Source organism: Hymenobacter terrigena, from assembly GCF_054776515.1.
Genome location: NZ_BAAHBU010000001.1, coordinates 745,192 through 767,120, shown reverse-complemented (window position 1 = coordinate 767,120; position 21,929 = coordinate 745,192). Strand labels below are relative to the sequence as shown.

Annotated in this window: 18 protein-coding genes; 10 read left to right on the top strand and 8 right to left on the bottom strand. The window is 60.9% G+C overall.

The window, feature by feature from the left end; genetic code table 11:
• Positions 1-112: 112 nt before the first annotated feature.
• Entirely contained in the window at positions 113-1,771 is a 1,659-nt protein-coding gene (locus ACYU7Q_RS03050; RefSeq protein WP_460607957.1) for a T9SS type A sorting domain-containing protein, read from the top strand.
• 238 nt (positions 1,772-2,009) lie between these two features.
• Positions 2,010-4,544, top strand: a complete 2,535-nt coding sequence (locus ACYU7Q_RS03045) for a M14 family metallopeptidase (protein ID WP_460607956.1) — start codon at positions 2,010-2,012, stop codon at positions 4,542-4,544.
• Between the two features lie 128 nt (positions 4,545-4,672).
• Here ACYU7Q_RS03045 and ACYU7Q_RS03040 read toward each other — a convergent pair whose 3' ends face one another.
• The 3 genes from ACYU7Q_RS03040 to ACYU7Q_RS03030 form a co-directional block, all read right to left on the bottom strand.
• On the bottom strand, positions 4,673-5,023 hold the full coding sequence (locus ACYU7Q_RS03040) for an MmcQ/YjbR family DNA-binding protein (protein ID WP_460607955.1): 351 nt from the start codon (positions 5,021-5,023) through the stop codon (positions 4,673-4,675).
• Between the two features lie 11 nt (positions 5,024-5,034).
• Positions 5,035-5,208: a DUF6728 family protein gene (locus ACYU7Q_RS03035; RefSeq protein WP_198068543.1), complete on the bottom strand. Its 174-nt coding sequence runs from the start codon at positions 5,206-5,208 to the stop codon at positions 5,035-5,037.
• A gap of 125 nt (positions 5,209-5,333) precedes the next feature.
• Entirely contained in the window at positions 5,334-6,062 is a 729-nt protein-coding gene (locus ACYU7Q_RS03030) for a phytanoyl-CoA dioxygenase family protein (protein ID WP_460607954.1), read from the bottom strand.
• An 81-nt stretch (positions 6,063-6,143) separates the two neighbouring features.
• On the opposite strand from ACYU7Q_RS03030, the gene ACYU7Q_RS03025 reads away from it, so the two are divergent.
• On the top strand, positions 6,144-6,617 hold the full coding sequence (locus ACYU7Q_RS03025; protein WP_460607953.1) for a nuclear transport factor 2 family protein: 474 nt from the start codon (positions 6,144-6,146) through the stop codon (positions 6,615-6,617).
• Positions 6,618-7,029: 412 nt separating this feature from the next.
• On the opposite strand, the gene ispG is transcribed toward ACYU7Q_RS03025, so the two are convergent.
• Positions 7,030-9,027, bottom strand: a complete 1,998-nt coding sequence (gene ispG / locus ACYU7Q_RS03020; RefSeq protein ID WP_460607952.1) for a (E)-4-hydroxy-3-methylbut-2-enyl-diphosphate synthase — start codon at positions 9,025-9,027, stop codon at positions 7,030-7,032.
• Positions 9,028-9,338: 311 nt separating this feature from the next.
• On the opposite strand from ispG, the gene ACYU7Q_RS03015 reads away from it, so the two are divergent.
• The 5 genes from ACYU7Q_RS03015 to ACYU7Q_RS02995 all read left to right on the top strand — a co-directional run bounded on the left by ACYU7Q_RS03015 (position 9,339) and on the right by ACYU7Q_RS02995 (position 14,625).
• On the top strand, positions 9,339-10,343 hold the full coding sequence (locus tag ACYU7Q_RS03015; protein WP_460607951.1) for an SDR family oxidoreductase: 1,005 nt from the start codon (positions 9,339-9,341) through the stop codon (positions 10,341-10,343).
• 58 nt (positions 10,344-10,401) lie between these two features.
• On the top strand, positions 10,402-11,925 hold the full coding sequence (locus ACYU7Q_RS03010) for a lipase maturation factor family protein (RefSeq protein WP_460607950.1): 1,524 nt from the start codon (positions 10,402-10,404) through the stop codon (positions 11,923-11,925).
• A 51-nt stretch (positions 11,926-11,976) separates the two neighbouring features.
• On the top strand, positions 11,977-13,425 hold the full coding sequence (locus ACYU7Q_RS03005; RefSeq protein WP_460607949.1) for a phytoene desaturase family protein: 1,449 nt from the start codon (positions 11,977-11,979) through the stop codon (positions 13,423-13,425).
• 69 nt (positions 13,426-13,494) lie between these two features.
• Positions 13,495-13,983, top strand: a complete 489-nt coding sequence (locus tag ACYU7Q_RS03000; RefSeq protein ID WP_460607948.1) for a TlpA family protein disulfide reductase — start codon at positions 13,495-13,497, stop codon at positions 13,981-13,983.
• A 36-nt stretch (positions 13,984-14,019) separates the two neighbouring features.
• Positions 14,020-14,625, top strand: coding sequence for a thioredoxin family protein (locus ACYU7Q_RS02995; RefSeq protein ID WP_460607947.1), 606 nt, complete (start codon positions 14,020-14,022; stop codon positions 14,623-14,625).
• A gap of 68 nt (positions 14,626-14,693) precedes the next feature.
• Here ACYU7Q_RS02995 and ACYU7Q_RS02990 read toward each other — a convergent pair whose 3' ends face one another.
• The 3 genes from ACYU7Q_RS02990 to ACYU7Q_RS02980 form a co-directional block, all read right to left on the bottom strand.
• A complete protein-coding gene (locus tag ACYU7Q_RS02990) occupies positions 14,694-15,668 on the bottom strand; it encodes an NAD(P)H-quinone oxidoreductase (RefSeq protein WP_460607946.1) in 975 nt (324 codons plus the stop codon).
• Between the two features lie 126 nt (positions 15,669-15,794).
• Complete coding sequence (locus tag ACYU7Q_RS02985; RefSeq protein ID WP_460607945.1) at positions 15,795-16,322, bottom strand: PAS domain-containing protein; 528 nt, start codon at positions 16,320-16,322, stop codon at positions 15,795-15,797.
• 36 nt (positions 16,323-16,358) lie between these two features.
• Positions 16,359-16,724: a hypothetical protein gene (locus tag ACYU7Q_RS02980; protein ID WP_460607944.1), complete on the bottom strand. Its 366-nt coding sequence runs from the start codon at positions 16,722-16,724 to the stop codon at positions 16,359-16,361.
• Between the two features lie 187 nt (positions 16,725-16,911).
• On the opposite strand from ACYU7Q_RS02980, the gene ACYU7Q_RS02975 reads away from it, so the two are divergent.
• Positions 16,912-17,442: a hypothetical protein gene (locus ACYU7Q_RS02975; protein WP_460607943.1), complete on the top strand. Its 531-nt coding sequence runs from the start codon at positions 16,912-16,914 to the stop codon at positions 17,440-17,442.
• A 165-nt stretch (positions 17,443-17,607) separates the two neighbouring features.
• On the opposite strand, the gene ACYU7Q_RS02970 is transcribed toward ACYU7Q_RS02975, so the two are convergent.
• Complete coding sequence (locus tag ACYU7Q_RS02970; RefSeq protein WP_460607942.1) at positions 17,608-19,797, bottom strand: glutamine synthetase III family protein; 2,190 nt, start codon at positions 19,795-19,797, stop codon at positions 17,608-17,610.
• A 248-nt stretch (positions 19,798-20,045) separates the two neighbouring features.
• Between ACYU7Q_RS02970 and ACYU7Q_RS02965 the strand changes: the two genes are divergently transcribed.
• On the top strand, positions 20,046-21,908 hold the full coding sequence (locus ACYU7Q_RS02965) for an LTA synthase family protein (protein WP_460607941.1): 1,863 nt from the start codon (positions 20,046-20,048) through the stop codon (positions 21,906-21,908).
• Positions 21,909-21,929: the final 21 nt, after the last annotated feature.

The following is a 21,929-nucleotide window of genomic DNA, read 5'->3' as shown; positions in this document are numbered from 1 at the left end:
TTTTTTGATGGCATTTAGCCGCTTGAAACAGGCTGAAATTTAATTTTTTACCATAGTTGGCCGGTGAATGCTGCGGGTATCTTTGTTCGTTCATTATTCATCAACCCATTTCATGAAAAAACTACTACCCTTTCTCTTGAGTGCCTTCTCCCTGGGTGCTCAAGCCCAAACGGCCCCGGCCTGGACCTGGGCCAAAATGCTCGCCAGCAGTAACCTGGCCAGTGCCGGCACCATGACGACCGATGCCGCCGGCAATACCTACCTGGCGGGCAGTTTCAGCCAGCCGCTCACGCTGGCGCCCGGCACAGTGCTCACCACCAGCTCCGGCCAGGACGGTTTCGTGGCCAAGTATGATGCAGCGGGCGCGCTGCTGTGGTCGCGGCAGCTGGCCGGTTTTTTCAACGACGGGTTTCAAAAGGTCCTGATTGACGGCACCGGCAAAGTGACGCTGGTAGGTATGTCGAGCGACGGGGCACAGTTGGGCAGCACTACTTTCTCCAGCAACAGCTTTGGGCCGGTGGTCGTGCTCACCCAGCTCGACGCCCAGGGAGCGGTACTCTCCATGACGGAAGTGGGCAGCGGTTCCCCCCTCATCCTAGCCGACCTGGGCCTGGACGCGGCCGGCAACAGCTACATCAGCGGGACGTTTGGCCTCAGCGCCACGTTTGGCAGCTTCACGCTCACCACGCCCGTGGTGGGCACCAGCGTCGCCTTCGACCAGTTTCTGGTCAAAATTTCGCCGCAGGGCATCCCACTGTGGGCCCAGCAGGGCGGCCGGTCCGCCGCGCCGTCCGGCTCCGGCACCAATTTTTACTACAACAGCCTGGCCGTGGAACCCGGCGGCAACGTGTACCTCACCTGGACCTGCAATGCCAACGCCGCCGGCTTTGGCAACCTAGCCATGCCCTCCGGCTACGGCGATGCCGACATTGTGGTGGTGAAATACAACCCCCAGGGCACGCCGCAGTGGCTGCAGCGGGCCGGCAGCCCTGGCCTCGATTTTGCCGGCAACACGGCCCTCGACGCCAGCGGCCGGCTGGTAGTGCCGGGTTTCGTGACGGGCAATGGCACTTTCGGCAGCCAGGCCCTGACCGCTCCGGCGGGCGCTCCTACTGGCTACGTGTGGGCGCTGACCCCGGCAGCCGGGGCTAGCAGCTGGGTGCGCGGCCTGAGCGGCACCGTGGCCGCCACCTACCGGGGCGTGACGGCCGACGCCGCCGGCAACATCTACGCCGCCGGGCAGTTCAGCGGCCAGGGCACCCTGGGTGCCGCTACGCTAGCCAGCGCCGGCGGCCTCGATGGCTTGATTGTGAGCTACTCCGCGGCAGGCAACGTGCAGTGGTCGGCTAAAACCGGCGGGGCCGGCGACGAATCGCCGCTGTATGTATCGCTCGATGGCACCAACCGCTTGGCGGTGGCCGGTATTCTGAACGGGGCCGGCTTGTTTGGCACCACCGCCCTCACCGGCCAAAACGCTCCCGTTGGCAATCTTTTCGTGGCCCACCTGGGCACGGTGGTCACGGCCACGCGCGGGGCGCAGCCGGTGGCTCAGCTGGCCCTCTACCCCAACCCCGCCAGGGCCGCCGAATCGGTGAGTCTGCCGCAACTGCCGGCCGGTACTTCTCTTACCCTCACCGATGCAGTGGGCCGGGTGGTGCAGCAGACCGCGGGCCTGACCTTGTCATTGGCGGGCCTGGCAACGGGCGTGTACGTGGTACAAGCCACGGCCCCCAGCGGCCAGCGGTGGACCAACCGCCTGGTGGTGAAGTAGTGCTGGTTATTTTTTACCCACAAAAAAGGACTGCCAAATTTGGCGGTCCTTTTTTTGTGGAAACAACGCGAGCCGTCGGGCATTTCCTGAGGTGGCTTGGTAGCCTCTTTTCATGGGCAAGCAGTAGGTTTGCCTTCCAACCATTTCTCATTTGTAAATGACCATTTTTTCCTGGCAGCATTTTATATTCCTTCGCGCCTCGCGACAGGTTTTCGGAGCAATAACCACTGGGTTGGCAATGCTGCTGAGCTTCGGCAGCGCCGCCCAGAACCTGAATGGCCCTGACGCCGGCCCGCTGCTCACGCCTGAGCAATTCCTGGGCTATAAGCTGGGCGCGCAATTCACGCCCCACGCCGAGCTGCTGCGCTACGTGGCCCACATCACGGCCCACACGCCCGGCCGCATGAAGCTGGTGCGCTACGGCAGCACCTACGAGAAGCGCCCGCTGGAAGTGGTGCAGGTGGCCAGCGCCGAAACCTTCGGCCGGCTCGAAGACGTGCGCCACAACAACCTGCGCCTCGCGGGCCTCGAAAGCGGCAGCGCCCAACGCCAGATGCCCGGCGTGTGCTGGCTGAGCTACAACGTGCACGGCAACGAGGCCGTGAGCTCCGAAGCCGTGATGCAAGTGCTCTACGACCTGGCCAACCCGCAGGACCAGCAGATGCAGGACTGGCTACGCAACACCGTTGTCATCGTCGACCCCTGCATCAACCCCGACGGCCACGACCGGTACGTGAACTGGTACAACCGCGTGCGCAACCAGTCGGTGAACGCCAGCCCCGATTCCTGGGAGCACCACGAGCCCTGGCCCGGTGGCCGCTTCAACCACTACTACTTCGACCTGAACCGCGACTGGGCCTGGCAAACCCAGCAGGAAACCCGCCAGCGCATTGCCCTCTACAACCAGTGGTTGCCCGAGGTACACGCCGATTTCCACGAGATGGGGCCGAATAATACCTACTACTTCTCGCCCGCCGCCAAGCCCTACCACGCCGACCTTACCGTCTGGCAGCGCAAGTTCCAGGGCGTGCTGGGCGACTACAACAAGGTGGCTTTCGACAAGAATAACTGGCTGTATTTCACCCGCGAAGTCTACGACCTCTACGCGCCCACTTACGGCGACACGTGGCCCAGCTTCAACGGCGCCATCGGCATGACCTATGAGCAGGGCGGCGGCGGCCCCGCCGGCCTGGCCTACGCCCGCCTCGACGGCGACACCCTGACACTGGCCCAGCGCATCGCGCACCACCACGCCGCCAGCCGCGCCACCATCCAGGCCACCGCCGAGCGACACGACGACTTGGTGCGCGAGTTCCAGAGCTATTTCGCCAACGCGGCCAGCAAGCCCCGGGGCGAGTTTAAGAGCTACGTAATGGCGGCCGGCAACGACCCCGGCCAGCTCCGCGCCTTCACCCAATACCTCGACCGCAACCAGATTCGCTACGGCTACGCCCCCAGACGCACCAAAACCCGCGGCTTCAACTACACCACCGGCAAAACCGGCGCCGTTACCATTGAGCCGCGCGACGTGGTTATCAGCATGTACCAGCCCAAATCGACCCTGGTGAAGGTGCTGTTCGAGCCCAAGTCGCAGCTCGAAGATTCGCTTACCTACGACATCACTTCCTGGGCCCTGCCCTATGCGTTTGGTCTGAAATCCTACGCCGTAGCCAGCCGCTTGGATGCTTCGGCCGGCGCGCCTGCCACGGCCAGCGTGAAGGGCAGCGCCGCCGCGGCCGACCGTCCTTACGCCTACCTGGCCCGCTGGAACAGCTTGCAAGACGTGCGTTTTCTCAGCCGCCTGCTGCAACAAAAAGTGAAGGTGCGCTACGCCGAAAAGGCCTTCGAGTCGGAAGGCCAGCTGTACGCGCCCGGCACGCTCATCATCACCCGCACCGGCAATGAGGGCCTCGGGGCGCGGTTCGACCAGCTGGTTCGGGCCCAGGCCGATTCGGCCGGCACCACCGTCATGGCCGTAAAATCGGGCTTTTCAACCTCGGGGCGGGACTTAGGCTCCAGCTCGGTGCATTTTGTGAAGCAGCCCAACGTGGCCGTGGTGGCCGGCCCGGGCGTGGACGCCACCGCGTTTGGCGAGGTGTGGCACTTTTTCGAGCAGCAGCTCGGCTACCCTATTACGGTGCTCGGCACCGACTACCTCAGCCGCGTGAGCTTAAATAAATACGACGTCCTCATCCTGCCCAACGGCGGCTACGCCGACGTGTACAACGACCGCAGCCTCGAAAGCCTCAAAGCCTGGGTGCGCGACGGCGGCCGCCTCATTGCCCTCGAAGGCGCGGCCAAATTCCTGTCCGGCAAAAAGGACTTCCTGCTCAAGCCCAAAACCACCGACTCCACCGCCATCAAAAAAGAGCTGAAGGCCAACCCCTACCTGGCCCTGCGCCGCTACGGCGACGCCGAGCGCGAGGAAGCCGAGGATGCCGTGCAGGGTAGCATCTACCGCGTGCAGCTCGACAACTCCCACCCGCTGGCCTTCGGCTATGGCGACACCTATTATGCGCTTATCCGCAACCCGCTCAACTACAGCTTCCTGCCCAAAAGCGGCTGGAACGTGGGCGTTATCAAGAAAGACAGCTACTCGGCCGGCTTCACCGGCACCAAGGCCCGCAAGGAGCTCACGGATACGTTCGTGGTCGGGGCGCAGGATTTGGGGCGCGGCGAAGTGGTGTATATGGGCGACAATCCCTTGTTCCGCGCCTTCTGGCAGAGCGGCAAGCTGATGTTCGGCAACGCCGTGTTTTTGGTGGGGCAGTAGCTTTTTAAAGCACTATTTAAAGCAGGAACGTCGTGCTGGGCGGAGTCGAAGCATCTCTACCGCCATAGTAAATGAATTACTTGCGCGGTAGAGATGCTTCGACTCCGCCCAGCATGGCGTTCTTATTCTTATTCCTCCAACGCCGCCTTCACGGCCTTCGGGAGCGACGCCCGCACCAGCGCATACGAGTGGTCAATCAGCTCGCGGAGCTGGCCTTCCGGGGCACCGGTACCGATGAGCACCGTGTTCCAGTGCTTCTTGTTCATGTGGTAGCCGGGCCGCACGTAGTCGTGGGCCTCGCGCAGCTCCTCGGCGCGCTCGGGGTCGCATTTCAGGTTGATGCTGCCGAAGGTGTCGATATCGGTCAGGGCAAATACTTTGCCGCCGACTTTAAACACCAGCGTTTCGGGGCCGAAGGGCGTTTCTTCAGTCACGCCGGCTTTCAGCAGGCAGTAGTCGCGGAAATCCTCAATATTCATCCTACCCCAGCCTACAGCACGTAACGGAACAGCATCACCACCAGACACACCAGAAACATCGCTAAGCTGAGCTTATTGATGAAGTGCATGGTCTTCAGGTTGAAGTTGTTCTTGCGGTTGGGGTCGTTTTTTCGGAAATAATAGCCGAGGACCGGGCCGAAGTTGAAGAGGTTCTTGCCGTTCATATCAGAGCAGGTTTGGGAGTAGCTAAGGTAACACCCGGCGCGCCAGAAAGATTTGCCGCAGCACTGGCTTTAGCTTGTATATAGCTGGGAAAGATTACGCAACGCAGTGCAAGCTGAAGCAGGCGCTACACTTCGCGCCGCTCGCGCCAAGCCAGCCCGGCCGGCAGTTCCACCGAGGCAAATTCCAGGTGCATTACCCGGCGCGGCCGGTTGCTGGAGCTGCGATTGGAGGCGTGCAACAGCAGTGGTTTCATCAGCATAGCCCCTCCACCGGGCACGGCGCAGACGGTAGCTTTCGGCGTGTAGCTGCCGAGGGCGACGGCCGGCACCACGCCGTGGCGGTGCGAGCCGGGCACCACTTTCAGGGCGCCGTTGGTGGCGTCGCAGTCGTCGAGGTGAATGCGCAGGGTCACCACGTTTTCCAGGACTTCCACCGGCGGCTGCACCGAAATACCTTCGGTTTTGCTGGTCCAGGGACCGAAACCGGGTAAGTTGACACGCTGGTCCACGTTTATCATCAGGTCCTGGTGCCAGGCCACGAGCCAGTTTGAGCCGGCTGGTTTGTCGAAATAAATACCTTTCACCAGCTGGTAACCCGCCGGAAACAGCCCGGCCAGCAGTTGGCGCAAAGCAGGCGTATCGAGCAACGGCCAGAGGTCCGGAATTTCCTTTAGCAACTCCCGAATGGCAAACACTTCCTGGCTCCGCCGAAAGTTCGGACCATCACTCGCCACACTTTCTACGGCGTGCAGCAAGGCGGTCACTTCGGCGGGCGCGTAAACATTGGGCAGCACCGCAAATCCTTCATCGGCAAATTGCGCGGCCAGCGGGCCACTGAGAACGGCTGTTTGCATACGCCCGCAAAGCTACCTCCATCGCCGGCTACGCAACCTGCGCTGTGGCAGCGTGCCTTTAGCCATTCCAATACTGACCCGATGAATAAATCCGCTACTTTTCTTCTGTTCGCTGGCTTGCTGGCCATCGCTACCTCCGCTGCTAAGGCTCAAAAAGCTTCTTCCGAAACGGAAGCGGTGAAACAAACCGTCACCGCCTTTTTCGATGGCATGCGGCGCAGCGACAGCACCGCCGTGCGCCGCACACTGGCCCCGGCGGCCGTATTCCACGGTTTTGGCGGCAAGCCCGGCCAGCCGCCCACGCTGGAAATCGAATCCATCAACGGCTTCCTGAAAGCCGTGGGCACGCCCCACCCCGAAATCTGGGACGAGCGGGTGCAGTTCGAGCGGGTGTTAATCGATGCCAACCTGGCCAGCGTGTGGGCACCCTACGAGTTCTACCTAGGCAGCAAATTCAGCCACTGCGGCTACGACTCGTTCCAGCTGGTGAAGCTGGCCGACGGCTGGAAAATCGCGCACATCATCGACACGCGGCGGAAGGACAAGTGTAAATAATATACTGGTTTTTGAAAATCATAAACCTAAGCACCTAGAAAACACAGTATCCTTTTTTGAGTATTCAATTCTTCCGTCGTATCTCAAATTATAGACGCCAGATATCTTAACGTATGAACTATCGTTTTTACCATTAATTGAAACGGAATATGGTACAGTCTCTCTCTTTGAAGCTAATTTTTCATCGAACCATATTGTGTATCCATTATATTCTCCGATTTCAGAAATGAAAACAGGATTTTTAACCATTTGCTCCTTGATAGCAATTAGGAAATCTGGGATTTCAATAAATCTTTTGACAATAAAAAATACTGTTCCGAATAAAAAAACAATTCCTATGGATAGCATGGCTTTCTGAAAGATTCGGAAAGCTCTTACTATTGGACTTATTACGTTTAGCAGAGGCATGTACTTACGCCCCCACCGGCTCGCCCAATACTTCCTTCTCAATCCAGCGCCCGTCCTCGCGCATGAGTTCGATGAGCTCGTCCACGGCGGCTTCTTCGGGCACGGATTTTTTGATGACTTCTTGGCCGCGGTAGAGGGAAATTTTGCCTTTGCCCACGCCCACGTAGCCGTAGTCGGCATCGGCCATTTCGCCGGGGCCGTTCACGATGCAGCCCATGATACCGATTTTGATGCCCTTGAGGTGGTCGGTGCGCTTGCGAATCATGGCCGTGGTTTCCTGCAAATCGAATAGGGTGCGGCCGCAGCTGGGGCAGCTGATGTATTCGGTTTTGCTCATGCGGGTGCGGGCCGCCTGCAGGATGCCGAACGAAAGCTGGTTGAGCATGTCAATGTCGCGCAGCCAATCTTCCTGGGGCCGGTCGACGGGCAGCAGGCGGGCGCCGAGCACCACGCCATCGCCCAGACCGTCGATGAGTAGGCCGCCCACGTCGGTGGCGGCGTCGAGCTGGGTTTTCTCATCGGGCTGCTGCGGGTAGAAGCGGGCAATAATGACCGGGCAGGTCACGCCGTGGTTAATCAGCTCGAAGAAGGCCCGGCGCAGGTCGGGCATGGCGTGGGGGTTGTGGGTTTCGAGCACCAGCACCACGGTGCGGTCGGTGCGCAGGTGCTCAATCAGGCGCGAGTCGAACGCAATGGGCTCAACCAGTAGAAAGTTTAGCTGCGGATGACGGGCGTCGGCACTGGTTTCCAGGTAAGTGCAAGCCGTCATCAGCGGATAGTGGTCGGTGCGGCGGCCGGCATCTTTCCAGGCCGTGAAGGTTACCACTTCCTTCAGGCCATTGGGCAGCATGTAAGGCACCGGCCGCTCGCCGGTGTAGATGTAGTCGGCCCCGAGGTCGCCCATCTGAAATTTATCGAGGAAGGGCGAATACAGGTGTCCGGCGGCGCGCAGGTCGGCGTATTCGCGGCGCGGCAGGCGCGACAAATCCGCCACGGCGCGCGGCACGTTCAGCCCGCCAAAGTTGGCTACTTCGTGCGTGGTACGGCGGTGGTACTGGAAGGGGTCGATGGGCGCCTCGCCCACCAGCGGCCGGATGGGCCGGGCCAACGCGGCCCGCTCGGTGTAGCGGTCAATCAGCATGCGGGCCACCGGGGCTTCGGCCTCAGGTGCTTCGGTGAGCGACACGCGCACGGTGTCGCCAAGGCCATCTTCCAGCAGCGTGCCGATGCCCACGGCGCTCTTGATGCGGCCGTCCTCGGCCTCGCCGGCTTCGGTCACGCCCAGGTGCAGCGGGTACGGTTGTAGGCCTTCCTCGTCGAGCTTCTGCACCAGCAGGCGGTAGGCCTGCACCATCACCTGAGTGTTGCTGGCCTTCATGCTCAGCACCACGTCGTAGTAGTTTTCCTCCTCGCAGAGGCGCAGGAATTCCAGCGCCGACTCCACCATGCCGAGCGGCGTGTCGCCGTAGCGGCTCAGGATGCGGTCGGACAGCGAGCCGTGGTTGGTGCCGATGCGCATGGCCGTGCCGTGCTGCTTGCAAATCTGAACCAGCGGCCGGAACCGCTCGCGGATGCGCTCCACTTCGGCCGCGTAGGTGGCGTCGGTGTATTCAATTTCCTCAAACTTCTTTTTGTCGGCGTAGTTGCCGGGGTTCACGCGCACCTTCTCCACGATGCGGGCGGCCAGCTCGGCGGCGTTGGGCGTGAAGTGAATGTCGGCGATGAGCGGCACGTTGCAGCCGCGCTTGCGCAATTCCTTCTTGATTTCCAGCAGGTTTTGGGCCTCCTTCATGCTGGGCGCGGTAATGCGCACGTATTCGCAGCCGGCCTCCACCATGCGCAATGTCTGCTCCACCGAACCCATCGTGTCCATCGTGTCCACGGTGGTCATGCTCTGCACGCGGATGGGGTAATCGCCGCCCATCGGCAAGCCGCCAATGTTGACCACGCGCGACACGCGGCGCTTGTATTCGGTGAGGCTGGGGCAATACGTCTTGTTCATGGGCCAAAAACCAGGGGGTGCCGGCGAAAGTTGCGCCGTAATGCAAAGGTAAAGCGGTACCGGCGGCCGCGTGGCGCGCATGCGCAAGCTAGGTGAGCTGTGGAAGCTTGCGAGCCGACCTGATTTCCGGTTGAAGCGTTGGCCGCCATCGTTCCCAAACCGCCGCAGGACTTGCCTCAACGGTAAGCAGCATTAGCCGCTAACGTTTCTCAGGTTAGGCATTTTCAGCGGGCTCGCTACCAACCCGAACTTCAAAAAACGGGTATACAATATGCCAAACGCATATCCTTAAAACATTATATTTCAACACCATGAACGAAGAAAATAAACTCAGTCGGCGTGAACTCATCAGTGGGCTGGGAGCTAGTCTGGCGGTGGCGGCGGTGGCCCCCGTGCTGTCGGCGCAGGGCGCAAGTGCGCCCACCGCAGCCCCAGACCCTATGGTAAATCCAAACAATAAGTACCCCAAGCCGCCATTTAAAGGGCAGTCGCAGCCCTGGCCGGGCCTGGCCAGCCAGATGGACCCTCGCCCCGACCACGGCGAAAAAAGCTACAAGGGCTCGGGCCGCCTGCAAGGCCGCAAGGCGCTGATAACGGGCGGCGACTCGGGCATGGGCCGCGCCGCCGCCATTGCCTACGCCCGCGAGGGGGCCGATGTGGCCATCAACTACCTGCCGGCCGAGGAGGCCGATGCGAAAGAAGTTATTGCCCTCATAAAAGCCGAAGGCCGCAAGGGAATCGCCATTCCGGGCGACCTGCGTGAGGAAGCCTTCTGCCAGAAATTGGTGGCCGAAGCCGTGCGCCAGCTCGACGGCCTTGATATCGTGGTGAATAACGCCGGCCGCCAGCAGCAGCGCCAGTCCATTCTGGACCTGACAAGTGCGGATTTTGACGCCACAATGAAAACCAACATCTACGCGCCGTTCTGGATTATCAAGGCTGCGCTGCCCCATATGCCGGCCGGCTCCGCCATCATCGGCACCACCTCGGAACAGGCCTATGACCCCTCGCCCAACCTCTACGACTATGCCCAGACCAAGGCGGCAACGATGAACTATGTGAAGTCATTGGCTAAGCAGCTCGCCCCGAAGGGCATACGCGTCAACGGCGTGGCCCCGGGGCCGGTCTGGACGCCCTTGCAGGTGAGCGGCGGCTCCACCCAGGAAAACCTGAAAGAGTTTGGCGCCAAAACGCCCATGGGCCGCCCCGGCCAACCCGTCGAACTGGCCTCGATTTATGTGCAGCTGGCCGCTAATGACGCCAGCTTCACCACGGGCCAGATTTATGGGGCTTCTGGTGGGGGCGGCCAACCCTGACGGCCAACACAGGATTCTGCATGCCGAGCTTTTTCCATTTCATTGATACGCAATCAACATGGAAACCGAAGCCCTCCCCACGCCGCCCAAGCCAACCTACTGGCTCACGCGCTTCGTTATTCTGCGCCTGCTGGGCGCATTGTACGCAGTGGCGTTTCTGGTGGCCATCAACCAGATTATTCCGCTGATTGGGGCGAATGGGCTGCTGCCGGTGGGCGTATTTCTGAAGCAGGTGAGCGTGATGCTGGGCTCGACGGCCGCAGGCTTTGTGCGGCTGCCGTCCATCTTCTGGCTCGGGCATTCGGATGGAACTTTGCTGACGGCGGCCTGGCTGGGATTTGTAATTTCCTGCCTAGTAGCGGCCGGCTACGCCAACGGGCTGCTGTTGGCGGTGCTGTGGGTGCTCTACCTATCCATCGTGCACGTGGGGCAGGAATGGTACGGCTACGGCTGGGAAATCCAGCTGACCGAAACCGGGTTTCTGGCCATTTTTCTGTGCCCTTTACTCGATGGGCGACCTTTTCCCAAGTATCCTCCTCCCCTGCCCATCATTGTGCTGTTTCGCTGGTTGGTGGTGCGTGTCATGCTCGGAGCGGGGCTCATCAAGGTGCGCGGCGATGAAGTCTGGCGCAACAGCACCGCCCTCTACTACCATTTCGAAACCCAGCCCATTCCCGGCCCGCTGAGCCGATGGTTCCACTTTCTGCCGCGGGCGGGGCTGCGCCTGGGCGTGTGGTTCAATTGGCTGGCGGAGCTGCTGGCGCCCTGCTTTGCTTTTGGGCCGCGCGTGGCCCGGCACGCCGCCGGCGTGGTCATGATATTGTTTCAGGTCACCCTAATCCTGAGCGGCAACCTGTCGTTTTTGAACTGGCTGACCATCGTGCCCGCCCTGGCCTGTTTCGACGATGGCTTCTGGGCCCGGCTGCTGCCCCGGCAGCTGGTGCATCGGGCCGAGGTTGCGGCGGCCCAGGCCGAGGTGTCGCGCCCCATGCGCACAGCGGCCTGGGTGGTCACAGCAGTTGTCGCGCTGCTCAGCATCCGGCCGGTGCTGAATATGGTTTCGCCGGGCCAAATCATGAACACCTCCTTTGACCCGCTGGACCTGGTGAACACCTACGGAGCCTTTGGCTCCGTGGGCCGTGAGCGGCTGAACGTGGTATTTGAAGGCACCCGCGACGCCAACCCCAGCGACAGTGCTACCTGGCAACCCTACCCTTACAAAGGCCTCCCCGTGGCCCTCGACCAACGCCCGCCCCAAATTGCGCCCTACCAGCTGCGGCTGGACTGGCAGATGTGGTTTGCCGCCATGGCCTCGCCCGCCGATTATCCCTGGACGCTCAACCTCGTATCGAAGCTCCTGCACAACGACCCCGATGCGGTCAGTTTATTTGCCCGCAATCCGTTTCCCGGCCAGCCGCCGCGCTATATTCGGGCCGTGCGGTACCGCTATAAATTCGCCCGCCCCGGCAATCCGCAGGGCCAGTGGTGGCAGCGGGAACGGGTTGATATGTGGCTGGTGCCCATATCGGCCAACGACCCGCGTTTGGTTGAGTTCCTGCGACGGTCGGGCTGGGGGCCTTAAACCGGGGACCGCACGCTCCTTTACCCCAAAACACACCCAACCCCGTCCTGCATGAGTACGCCTACCTATGATGCTGTCGTCGTCGGTTCCGGCCCCAATGGGTTGGCGGCGGCCATCGTGTTGCAACAGGCCGGCCTGTCGGTGTTGCTGCTCGAAGGCAAGCGGGAAATAGGCGGCGGCCTGCGCACCGCCGAACTGACGCTGCCCGGTTTTCGCCACGATATCTGCTCGGCCATTCACCCGCTGGCGGCGGCATCGCCCTTTTTCCAGACGCTGCCGCTGGCGCGCTACGGGCTGGAATACCTCACCCCCCCCGTGGCCGCCGCGCACCCGTTCGACGACGGCACCGCCGCCGTGGCCGCGTCGCTGGTCGATACTGCCCGTGGCCTCGGCTCCGATGCGGCCTCTTATCAGCACCTGCTCGGCCCGCTTGTAGCTCAATGGCCCAGCATTGCCAACGACGTGCTGGCCCCGCTGCACTTCCCCCGGCACCCGCTGAACATGGCCCGGTTTGGCCTCTCGGCGCTGCTGCCGGCCACGGTGCTGGCGCGGCGCTTCGCGGATGAAAAAGCCAAAGGCTTGCTGGCCGGCATGGCCGCCCACGCCATCCAGCCGCTGAGCAACCTGACCACTTCTGCCATTGCCCTGGTGCTGCTCATTGCGGCGCACCGCGGCGGCTGGCCCTTGCCCAAAGGCGGCTCGCAGGCTATTGCCGACGCACTGGTGGCGCATTTCGTGGCCCTGGGCGGGCGGGTCGAAACCGGGACGTTTGTACGTTCGCTGGCGCAGCTGCCCTCGGCTCGGGCCGTGCTCTTTGATGTAACGCCGGCGCAGCTGCTCCAGATTGCCGGGCATAGCCTGTCGAGCATTTACCAATGGCAGCTGCGGCGCTACCGCTACGGCATGGGCGTGTTTAAAATTGACTGGGCGCTGGCCGAACCCATTCCCTTCACCGCGTCCGAATGTGCCCGGGCCGGTACCATTCACCTGGGCAATACGCTGGCCGAAATCGCGGCCAGTGAACAAGCCACGGCCCGGGGCCAGCACCCGGAAAAGCCCTTCGTGCTGCTGGCCCAGCAAAGCCTCTTCGACGCCACCCGCGCCCCGGCCGGGCGGCACACGGCCTGGGCCTACTGCCACGTCCCCAACGGCTCGCGCTTGGACATGACCGCCGCCATCGAGCGCCAGGTCGAACGCTTTGCGCCGGGCTTTCGGGAGCGCATTCTGGCTCGCCATACCTTTGACACGGCCCAGATGGAGGAATACAACCCCAACTACGTGGGCGGCGATATCAACGGCGGACAACTGGACATCGGTCAGTTATTCACCCGCCCGGCGCTGCGGGCGTCGCCCTACCGCACTTCGCAACGCGGGCTGTACCTGTGTTCATCGGCTACACCGCCGGGTGGGGGCGTGCACGGCATGTGCGGCTATTATGCGGCCCGTCGCGCCCTGCGCGATGTATTTCGCTTGCCCGCGCCACCGTTGTACGGGACGTAACTCGTGGACTGGCGCAACTTCCGACCGGCCTTCTCGGTCTGTTGGGAAACTCCACGCAGCTATTATTCAATGCGTCTAATACAATCCCTTGTTCTGGGTAGCAGCCTGCTCTGCTGCGCCCCTGCATTTGCTCAGAACGTTGCCGTTATCCGGTTTTCGGAGCTGCAAAATCGGCTGGTGCGGGCCACCGATACAACCTACGTGGTGAATTTCTGGGCCACCTGGTGCGCGCCCTGCGTGAAAGAACTGCCCAACTTCGAGCAGCTACGCGTAGCGAATGCCTCCAAGAAAGTAAAAGTCCTGCTCGTGAGCCTCGATTACGCTTCGCAGCTCGATAAGAAGGTGAAGCCCTTCGTGAAACAGCGCGGGCTGAAATCGGAAGTGCTGTTGCTGAACGAGCCCGACCCCAACGAGTGGATTAACAAAGTGGATGTTAAATGGTCGGGCGCGCTACCCTTCACCTTGATTTTCAATAACAAATCCAAGCGCCGTACCACCTTCGAGCGCGAGCTGTCGGCCGCCGAGCTCCAGGCAGCCCTGAAAAATATTCAGCAATAACTATCTTTAAAAAACAACCCGTAATCTTGTTGAGCCATGAAAAAAGTCCTGCCATTTCTCGCCCTCTGCTTCGTATTGCTGAGCAGCTTCGTGCTGCGCCCTTCCTCCGACGGTTACAAAGTCGGTGATAAAGCTGCCGATTTTAAGCTGAAAAACATCGACGGCAAAATGGTGTCGCTGGCCGACAACAAGACGACCAAAGGCTACATCGTGGTCTTCACCTGCAATACTTGCCCCTTCGCCAAAGCCTACGAAAGCCGCATCATCGGCCTTAATGCCAAGTACGCGCCGTTGGGCTACCCCGTGGTCGCCATCAACCCCAACGACCCGGCCGTGGCCCCCGGCGACTCCTACGCCGCCATGCAAAGCAAGAAATACGCCTTCCCCTACCTGCAGGACGAGTCGCAGCAGGTGGCCAAAACCTACGGCGCCACCCGCACGCCGCACCTGTTCGTCCTCACCCGTAAGGGGGCGGATTTCGTGGTGTCCTACATCGGGGCCATCGACGATAATTCGGAAGACGCCAAGCTGGCAAAAACCAAATACGTGGAAAATGCCATGACGGAAATCCTGGCCGGCAAGCCCGCCACCACCAGCGAAACCAAGGCCATCGGCTGCGGCATTAAGTGGAAGCGGGCGTAATGGCTTAGCTTTTTGTTCAAGCAAAAAGGCCCGTTCCAAACGCCATGGAACGGGCCTTTTTGCGTGGGCTACACGCCTACCGCCAGCACAATTTTGCCAAAGTGGGCGCTGCTTTCCATCAGTTCATGCGCGGCGGCCGCCTCGGCCAGCGGGAAGGTTTTGTAGATAACCGGCCGGAACTTGCCCGCCGCAATCAGCGGCCAGACGTGCTGTTCCACCGCTGCCGCCAGCGCGGCTTTAAAGTCCGCCGAGCGGGGCCGCAGCGTGCTGCCGGTGATGCTCAGCCGGCGCCGCATCACCTCCAGCGCGTTGAATTCGCCCTTGCCGCCCTGCATGGCATTCACGAACACCAGGCGGCCGTCGTCCTTCAGCAGGCGCAGGTTTTTGGCAATGTAGGCGCCGCCAATCATATCGAGAATCACATCGACGCCGGCCTCGTTCAATACCTCCTCAAAATCCTGGGTTTTGTAGTTGATGGCCCAGTCGGCCCCCAACGCCAGGCAAGCCGAGCACTTGGCATCATCGCCGGCCGTAATGGCGACGTGGCTGCCCAGCGCACGCGCCAGCTGAATGGCCGTGGTGCCAATGCCGCTGCTTCCTCCGTGTACCAGCAGCGTTTCGCCCGGCTGCAAACCGCCCCGCTGAAACACGTTGTGCCACACCGTAAATACGGTTTCGGGCAGGGCGGCGGCCTCCGTCATGCTCAAGCCGGCGGGCACGGGCAGGCAGTGGCGGGCATCCACCACGGCATATTCGGCGTAGCCACCGGCGGGCAGCAAGGCGCACACGGCATCGCCGGGTTGCCAGCGGGTCACGGCGGCCCCGCAGGCTTCCACGGTGCCGGCTATTTCCAGGCCGGGAACCAGGCCGGTTACGTCGCCGCTACCGGCATATTTTCCCTGGCGCATCAGCACGTCGGGCCGGTTTACGCCAGCAGCGTGTACGCGGATAAGCACTTCGTGAGCCGTCGGCTGCGGCTTAGGCTGCTGTTGCAGCTGCAGAACTTCAGGCCCGCCGGGCTGCTGAATAACAATGGAATTCATAAACAAAGAGGTACTGGGCCCACCGAAGCCGCCCGATGAATTAGCAAGTAGTCCGACAAGTAGTCAGGGCTATTAACGCAAAACGGCTCCGAAGAGCCGTTTTGAACAATGCTTACTCACCAAACCCTATTTGCCCGCCGCTTCGCGCAGCTGCTTCACTTCGCGCTCCAAATCCAGCGTCCGAAACATTACCTTGGCTTCAAGGTCCGAATACGCGGCCTCGAGTTGGTCGCGCAGCTGGCGCTGCTCCTGAATGTCGGTGCAGGTGCCAAACCAGGCGATAATCTGGCCATCTTCGCCCCGGCGCGGCAGGGCCTGGCCCAAAAACCAGCGGTACGACCCATCCTTGGCTTTGAAGCGGTATTCGATGTTGTAGTCATCGCCCGTGGCCAGCGAATGGCCCCACACCTCACGAGCACGGGCGCGGTCGTCGGGGTGCAGCAGGTTGTTCCACATATCCGGTCCCACGCTGTCGGCCAGCGTGTAGCCCGTGAAATTAGTCCAGCGCTGGTTGAAGTAGGTATGAAACCCGTTCTGGTCGGTAATCCAGACCAGCTGCGGTATCATATCCGCGAGGAAAGTGAACTGTTCGGGACCAACGAGCCCATTCTGGGCAATAGCGGGCAATTGGGTAACTTCCTGCGGTGTGCTCACGAATTGAGAAGTTTAAAAACCGAAATTAAAATACACTTACGCGCGGTCAAGCTGCATTTCCATGCCCGACGCGAAATACAGATTCAACTGGCTGTGCAGGCCATCGGCCGAGCGCCGCATCCGCGTAACCAGGGCGCGGGTAGCCTCATTGGGCAGCTCGAAGTTGAGGTAGGGCCGGTTCATCAGCTCGTCGCGCATCACGGCCCAGTTGCCGGTTAGGCTGGAGCCGGGCGGCGTGGGCTTGGCCTCTACCTGGCCCGGGGTGAGTACCAGCCGGTCGGCCAGCGCCAGCGGACTAGCGGGGTCGTTGTGGTTCAGCACCCGGCTGGCCACCTGCCATTCCCCGCCAAAATAGTCATCGGGTAGATGTTGTAAATTTATATCCAGCAGCAAATCAGACATACAAAAGAAAAAACGCCACCCATAGATGGAAAATTAACAAGCAAATGCTAAAAGGGTTACCACGTTTTTTTGAAATTTCAAAAATTTCTGTGATTTCCGCAAATCATTGCTTACCGCAGTGCTAACCCCTTTGGGCATTGCTGCGTTCCTTATGAAGCCCGTTAGGGCCAACATTTCGTTGTAATCCATGAAAAAACCACGCTTCCTGCCCACTCTTCTCGGGGCGGCCCGCTTCACCGGCTTGGCAGCCTGGCAAACCGGCCGCCTGTTTCGCCAACTGGCCGCCCGTGCCCTCGACAGCGTGCAGGACGTGCTCCGCGCCGAAGTAGAGAAAGGCAACCTCAAGCTCGTAGCCGATTTCCTGGCCGATAAAGCCCTGCCCGCTGCCCGCGTCCTGCTCATCGAGCAAATGGCCGTGCGCCTGCTGCTCCGCCTCGGCCTGCGCGGCGCGCTGGCCTCCAATGTGGTGGGCTGGGTGCTGCCTTTCGTGATTGAAAAGCTGATTGTCGTGGGCAACAAAAGCGGCTTGTTTGATAAGCTGAAGGCCAACCCCACCGTCAGCGACGCGCTGGACAAGCTCGATGAGCTCCGCAGCGCCACCTGGAAAATGCTGGTGCCCGACCCCGGCAGCAGCGCCGAAATTGTGGAGGATGAGGCCGTCACCCCGCGCTTGCCTCTGTTGCTAGCCGCCACGCCCAAATCCGCCAAAACGGCCTAATCAAGCCCAACGGGCACAAACGCAACAAAAAACTCCCGAATGCCAACTGCAAACGATTGCGGCAATCTACCAAAAAAAGCCACCTCACCCGAGATGGCTCTTTCAAAACCGGGGCGCGGCGAGAATTCCCACCCAACACCGGACCCGATTCCGTCCGCTGACGAATTACCGGCTGAACAATAGTTCGCGGTACTTCACCAGAGGCCAGTCCTCGTCGGCCACCATCTGCTCCAGTTTATCAACGGCGCGGCGGATGGGGTCGAATTTTGGTTTTACTTCTTCGCAGTACGCTACCGCGAGTTCGCGGGCGTCTCCGATTTTGTTGGCTTGCTTACGCGCCTCCGTCATGGCGTCGGCGTTGGTTTTGATGGTTGAAACGTGGCGGGAAATGGCTTTAATCATTTCCAGCGTTACCTGGCTGTGCTCATCGTCGAGGCCGAGCTCGCGCAGGCCGCGCACGTTGTTCACCAGCTTGGTCTGATACGCAAGTGCGGTCGGAATGATGTGGTTGATGGCCAAATCGCCCATTACGCGGCTCTCAATCTGGATTTTCTTCATGTACTCCTCCAGCAAAATCTCGTGGCGGGCGTGCAGCTCGATTTCCGAGAAGATGCCGTGACGGGCAAACAGGTCGGCCGCATCGTCGCGCACAAGGGCATCCAGCGCCTGGGGCGTGGTGGCAATGTTGCTGAGGCCACGCTTTTCGGCTTCTTCCTTCCATTCGTCGGAGTAGCCGTTGCCCTCGAAACGAATGCACTTCGAAGATATTACATACTCGCGGAGAATTTCCACGATGGCCACTTCTTTTTTCTTGCCCTGGTCGATAAGCGTATCAACTGCTTCCTTGAAATCGATGAGCTGGTCGGCAACGATGGTGTTGAGAACCGTCATGGCCGAAGAACAGTTGGCCGAAGAACCCACGGCGCGCAGCTCAAACTTGTTGCCGGTGAAGGCGAACGGCGAGGTACGGTTGCGGTCTGTGTTGTCGAGCAGGATGGCCGGAATCTTGTCGATGCCCAGCTTCAGGTAAATGTTGTCACCCTTGTCGAGCGGCAGCTTGGCGGTACGCTCCAGCTCGTCGAGCACGCCGTCCAGCATCGAACCCAGGAACACCGACATGATGGCCGGCGGGGCCTCGTTGGCACCCAGACGGTGGTCGTTGCTGGCCGAGGCGATGCTGGCGCGCAGCAAGTCGGCGTAGCGGTGCACCGCCTTGATGGTGGTGATGAGGAAGGCCAGGAATTGCAGATTCTCCTTGGGGCGACGGCCGGGGGCGAGCAGGTTCACACCGGTGTCGGTGCTCATTGCCCAGTTGTTGTGCTTGCCGCTGCCGTTCACGCCAGCGAAAGGCTTCTCGTGCAGCAGCACCTTGAAGTTGTGGCGCTCGCCTACGCGGGCCATCACGTCCATCAGCAATTGGTTGTGGTCGACGGCCAGGTTGGCATCCTCAAACGTGGGGGCGCACTCAAACTGGTTGGGGGCCACCTCGTTGTGCCGGGTGCGCAGCGGAATGCCGAGCAGGTTGGCCTCTTCCTCAAATTCCAGCATGAAGCCGTGCACGCGGGCCGGAATCGAGCCGAAGTAATGGTCGTCGAGCTGCTGGCCTTTGGCCGGAATGTGGCCGAAGAGCGTGCGGCCGGTGAGCACGAGGTCGGGACGGGCGTCGTACAACGCCTTGTCAACCAGGAAATACTCCTGCTCGATGCCGAGCGTGGTGTTCACGCGGCTCACGTCTTTGTCGAAGTAGTGGCAGACGTCCAGGGCCGACTTTTCCAGCAGCGCCAGCGACTTCAGCAGCGGGGCTTTGTAGTCGAGGGCTTCGCCGGTGTAGGCCACGAAAATCGTGGGGATGCACAGCGTTTTAGCGCCTACCGTTTCAATGATGAAAGCGGGCGACGTGGGGTCCCAGGCGGTATAGCCACGGGCCTCAAACGTGTTGCGGATGCCGCCGTTGGGGAACGAGGAGGCATCGGGCTCCTGCTGCACCAGGGCCGAGCCCTTGAAGTTTTCAATCGGCCGACCGTCGGAGTTGAGGTCGAAGAACGAGTCGTGCTTTTCGGCGGTGGCACCGGTCAGGGGCTGGAACCAGTGGGTGTAGTGCGTGGCGCCCTTGGCCATGGCCCAGGTCTTCATGGCCGAAGCCACGGCATCGGCCACGTTGCGCTCCACGGTAGCCCCCTGCTTAATGGCAGCCTGGAGCTTCTTGAAATAATCGCCGGGCATGGTGGCCCGCATGGCTTCCAGATTGAACACGTTTTGCCCAAAGCTGTCGGAGCGACGGGCAGCCGCGGACTCCACCGTAATGGGACGGCGCTGATTAACGAGTTCTAGAGCTTTAAAGCGGAGGATGGCCATAGGAATTGACTACCAAACGGGAAATAGTGGATTGGATGAGTTCGTATTCTGAGGGCAAAGATAAATGATGAATCACAAATCATAGCGAGCCACCCTAAATTTCCAAGTCTTTTTCTCGTTTTGCACCTTTTTCTACTGTTACACCCTATCATTTTTGTCCCTCTTTCAGAAATCATACCGGCTTTCTGGTCGAGGTTATTGGCAGGTACATGTTTTTTGGGCGCACTAGTGGAGTCTATCTTTAGGGCGTGAAAAACCGCTTTGCGTTCCAGCCGCGCTACTTTTTTTTCTGGCTGGTGTTTTTTGAGCTATGCCGGGGCCTGTTTCTGGGGTATCAGCACAAGGCAACGGCCCAATTATCGGTGGCAGAAGTGCTGGGGAGCCTGGGTTATGGACTGCGGCTGGATGCCTCGGCGGCGGCTTACGTCTGCCTGATTCCGTTCCTGCTGTTTGTGATTGGCAGCCTATTTCCCCGGTTTCACCTACAGCGGCTAATAACAGGCTATTCGGCCATTATCGGCATTGTGCTGGCCGTGCTGGTTACCACCGACCTGGAACTGTACCGCGCGTGGGGATTCCGGCTTGATGACACGCCCATTCAATACCTGAACTCGCCGCAGGAAATGGCGGCTTCGGCGGGCAGCGCGCCCATCGGCTTGTTGCTGCTGCTGCTGTTGGGGCTGCTGGGCGCGGGTGCCTTCCTATACAAGGTAGTGGTGGCACGGCTAATGCCGTTGCCCGCGTGGTTTGGGCGCGGGCGGGCGGCGCTGGCCAGCTTGCTCTATGCCGCGCTGCTGGTGGTGCCGCTGCGGGGCGGCACCCAGCAGATTCCGGTGAACCAGAGCGACGTGTATTTCTCCAATGTGGCCTTCGCCAACCACGCGGCCCTCAATGCGCCGTGGAATATGATAAGCGCGCTGGTGCTGCGGGCAGCCGAGCAGCCCATCCAGCCCTTTATGCCCGACAGCACGGCGCGCCGGCTAGTGGCGGGCCTGTACCCATTGGCGGTGGGTGCCCCGGCCCCACCCGATTCGTCGGCGCTCGTGTTGAGCGAGCCCCGCCCCAACGTGCTGTTCATTATTCTGGAAAGTTTCACCTCGAAGTTTGTGGGCAGCGTAGGCGGCGAGAAGGGCGTGACGCCAAATCTCGACAGCCTGGCCCGGACCGGCATTTTGTTCAACAACATTTTCGCGGCCGGCGACCGCAGCCAGAAAGGCCTGGTTTCGCTGCTTTCGGGCTATCCCAATCAGCCGACGACCAGCATTATCAAGTTCCCGCGCAAAACGGAGCGTCTGCCCCACCTGGGCCGGTCGCTGGCCGCGGTGGGCTACCACTCGCACTACTATTATGGCGGTGAGCTGGCGTTTGCCAATATGCGCAGCTACCTGCAAGCGGGTGGCTACGAGAAATTTACGGAACGCGCAGACTTTGCGGCCGCCGACCAGAACTCCAAATGGGGCGCGCACGATGGCGTGCTTTTCAACCGCATGCTAGGCGACCTGCGCCAGCAGCCGCAGCCGTTTTTCGTCACGGCCTTTACCCTCAGCAGCCACGAGCCCTTCGAGGTGCCGATGAAACCGCATTTTCCCGGCACCAGCGAGGTGGATTTGTTTCGCAACTCCGTTTACTACACAGATTATACGCTAGGCAAATTTCTGCAGGAAGCCAGAAAACAGCCCTGGTACGCCCATACGCTGCTGGTGCTCGTAGCCGACCACGGCCACCAGCAGCCGGGCAACTCCTCCAACCAAAGTCCTGATAAATTCCGGATTCCGCTGCTGCTGGCCGGCGGCGCGCTACGGCCCGAAGCCCGCGGCCGGGTGGTGAACTCGCTCGGCTCGCAAACCGACGTCGCTGCCACGCTTTTGCACCAGCTGCAATTGCCGGCCACGGCTTTCGTTTGGAGCCGCGACTTGCTGGCCCCGCACAACCCGCCCTTTGTGTATTACTGCTTTAACAACGGTTTCGGGGTTGTTTCGCCGCAGGGCACTATCACCTTCGACAACGTGGGCAGCCACGTTATGGACCGCAATGCCGGCGTCCCGGATAGCCAGCTGAAACTGGGCCAGGCCATGGAACAGGTGTCGCTGGAAGACTTTGCGCGCAAGTAAAACGCGCCCGGGCCGTACCTT

Coding starts and splice junctions, on each gene's coding strand:
- ACYU7Q_RS03050 (WP_460607957.1), top strand. CDS start 113: ATGAAAAAACTACTACCCTTTCTCTTGAGTGCCTTCTCCCTGGGTGCT.
- ACYU7Q_RS03045 (WP_460607956.1), top strand. CDS start 2,010: ATGCTGCTGAGCTTCGGCAGCGCCGCCCAGAACCTGAATGGCCCTGAC.
- ACYU7Q_RS03040 (WP_460607955.1), bottom strand. CDS start 5,023: ATGAATATTGAGGATTTCCGCGACTACTGCCTGCTGAAAGCCGGCGTG.
- ACYU7Q_RS03035 (WP_198068543.1), bottom strand. CDS start 5,208: ATGAACGGCAAGAACCTCTTCAACTTCGGCCCGGTCCTCGGCTATTAT.
- ACYU7Q_RS03030 (WP_460607954.1), bottom strand. CDS start 6,062: ATGCAAACAGCCGTTCTCAGTGGCCCGCTGGCCGCGCAATTTGCCGAT.
- ACYU7Q_RS03025 (WP_460607953.1), top strand. CDS start 6,144: ATGAATAAATCCGCTACTTTTCTTCTGTTCGCTGGCTTGCTGGCCATC.
- ispG (WP_460607952.1), bottom strand. CDS start 9,027: ATGAACAAGACGTATTGCCCCAGCCTCACCGAATACAAGCGCCGCGTG.
- ACYU7Q_RS03015 (WP_460607951.1), top strand. CDS start 9,339: ATGAACGAAGAAAATAAACTCAGTCGGCGTGAACTCATCAGTGGGCTG.
- ACYU7Q_RS03010 (WP_460607950.1), top strand. CDS start 10,402: ATGGAAACCGAAGCCCTCCCCACGCCGCCCAAGCCAACCTACTGGCTC.
- ACYU7Q_RS03005 (WP_460607949.1), top strand. CDS start 11,977: ATGAGTACGCCTACCTATGATGCTGTCGTCGTCGGTTCCGGCCCCAAT.
- ACYU7Q_RS03000 (WP_460607948.1), top strand. CDS start 13,495: ATGCGTCTAATACAATCCCTTGTTCTGGGTAGCAGCCTGCTCTGCTGC.
- ACYU7Q_RS02995 (WP_460607947.1), top strand. CDS start 14,020: ATGAAAAAAGTCCTGCCATTTCTCGCCCTCTGCTTCGTATTGCTGAGC.
- ACYU7Q_RS02990 (WP_460607946.1), bottom strand. CDS start 15,668: ATGAATTCCATTGTTATTCAGCAGCCCGGCGGGCCTGAAGTTCTGCAG.
- ACYU7Q_RS02980 (WP_460607944.1), bottom strand. CDS start 16,724: ATGTCTGATTTGCTGCTGGATATAAATTTACAACATCTACCCGATGAC.
- ACYU7Q_RS02975 (WP_460607943.1), top strand. CDS start 16,912: ATGAAAAAACCACGCTTCCTGCCCACTCTTCTCGGGGCGGCCCGCTTC.
- ACYU7Q_RS02970 (WP_460607942.1), bottom strand. CDS start 19,797: ATGGCCATCCTCCGCTTTAAAGCTCTAGAACTCGTTAATCAGCGCCGT.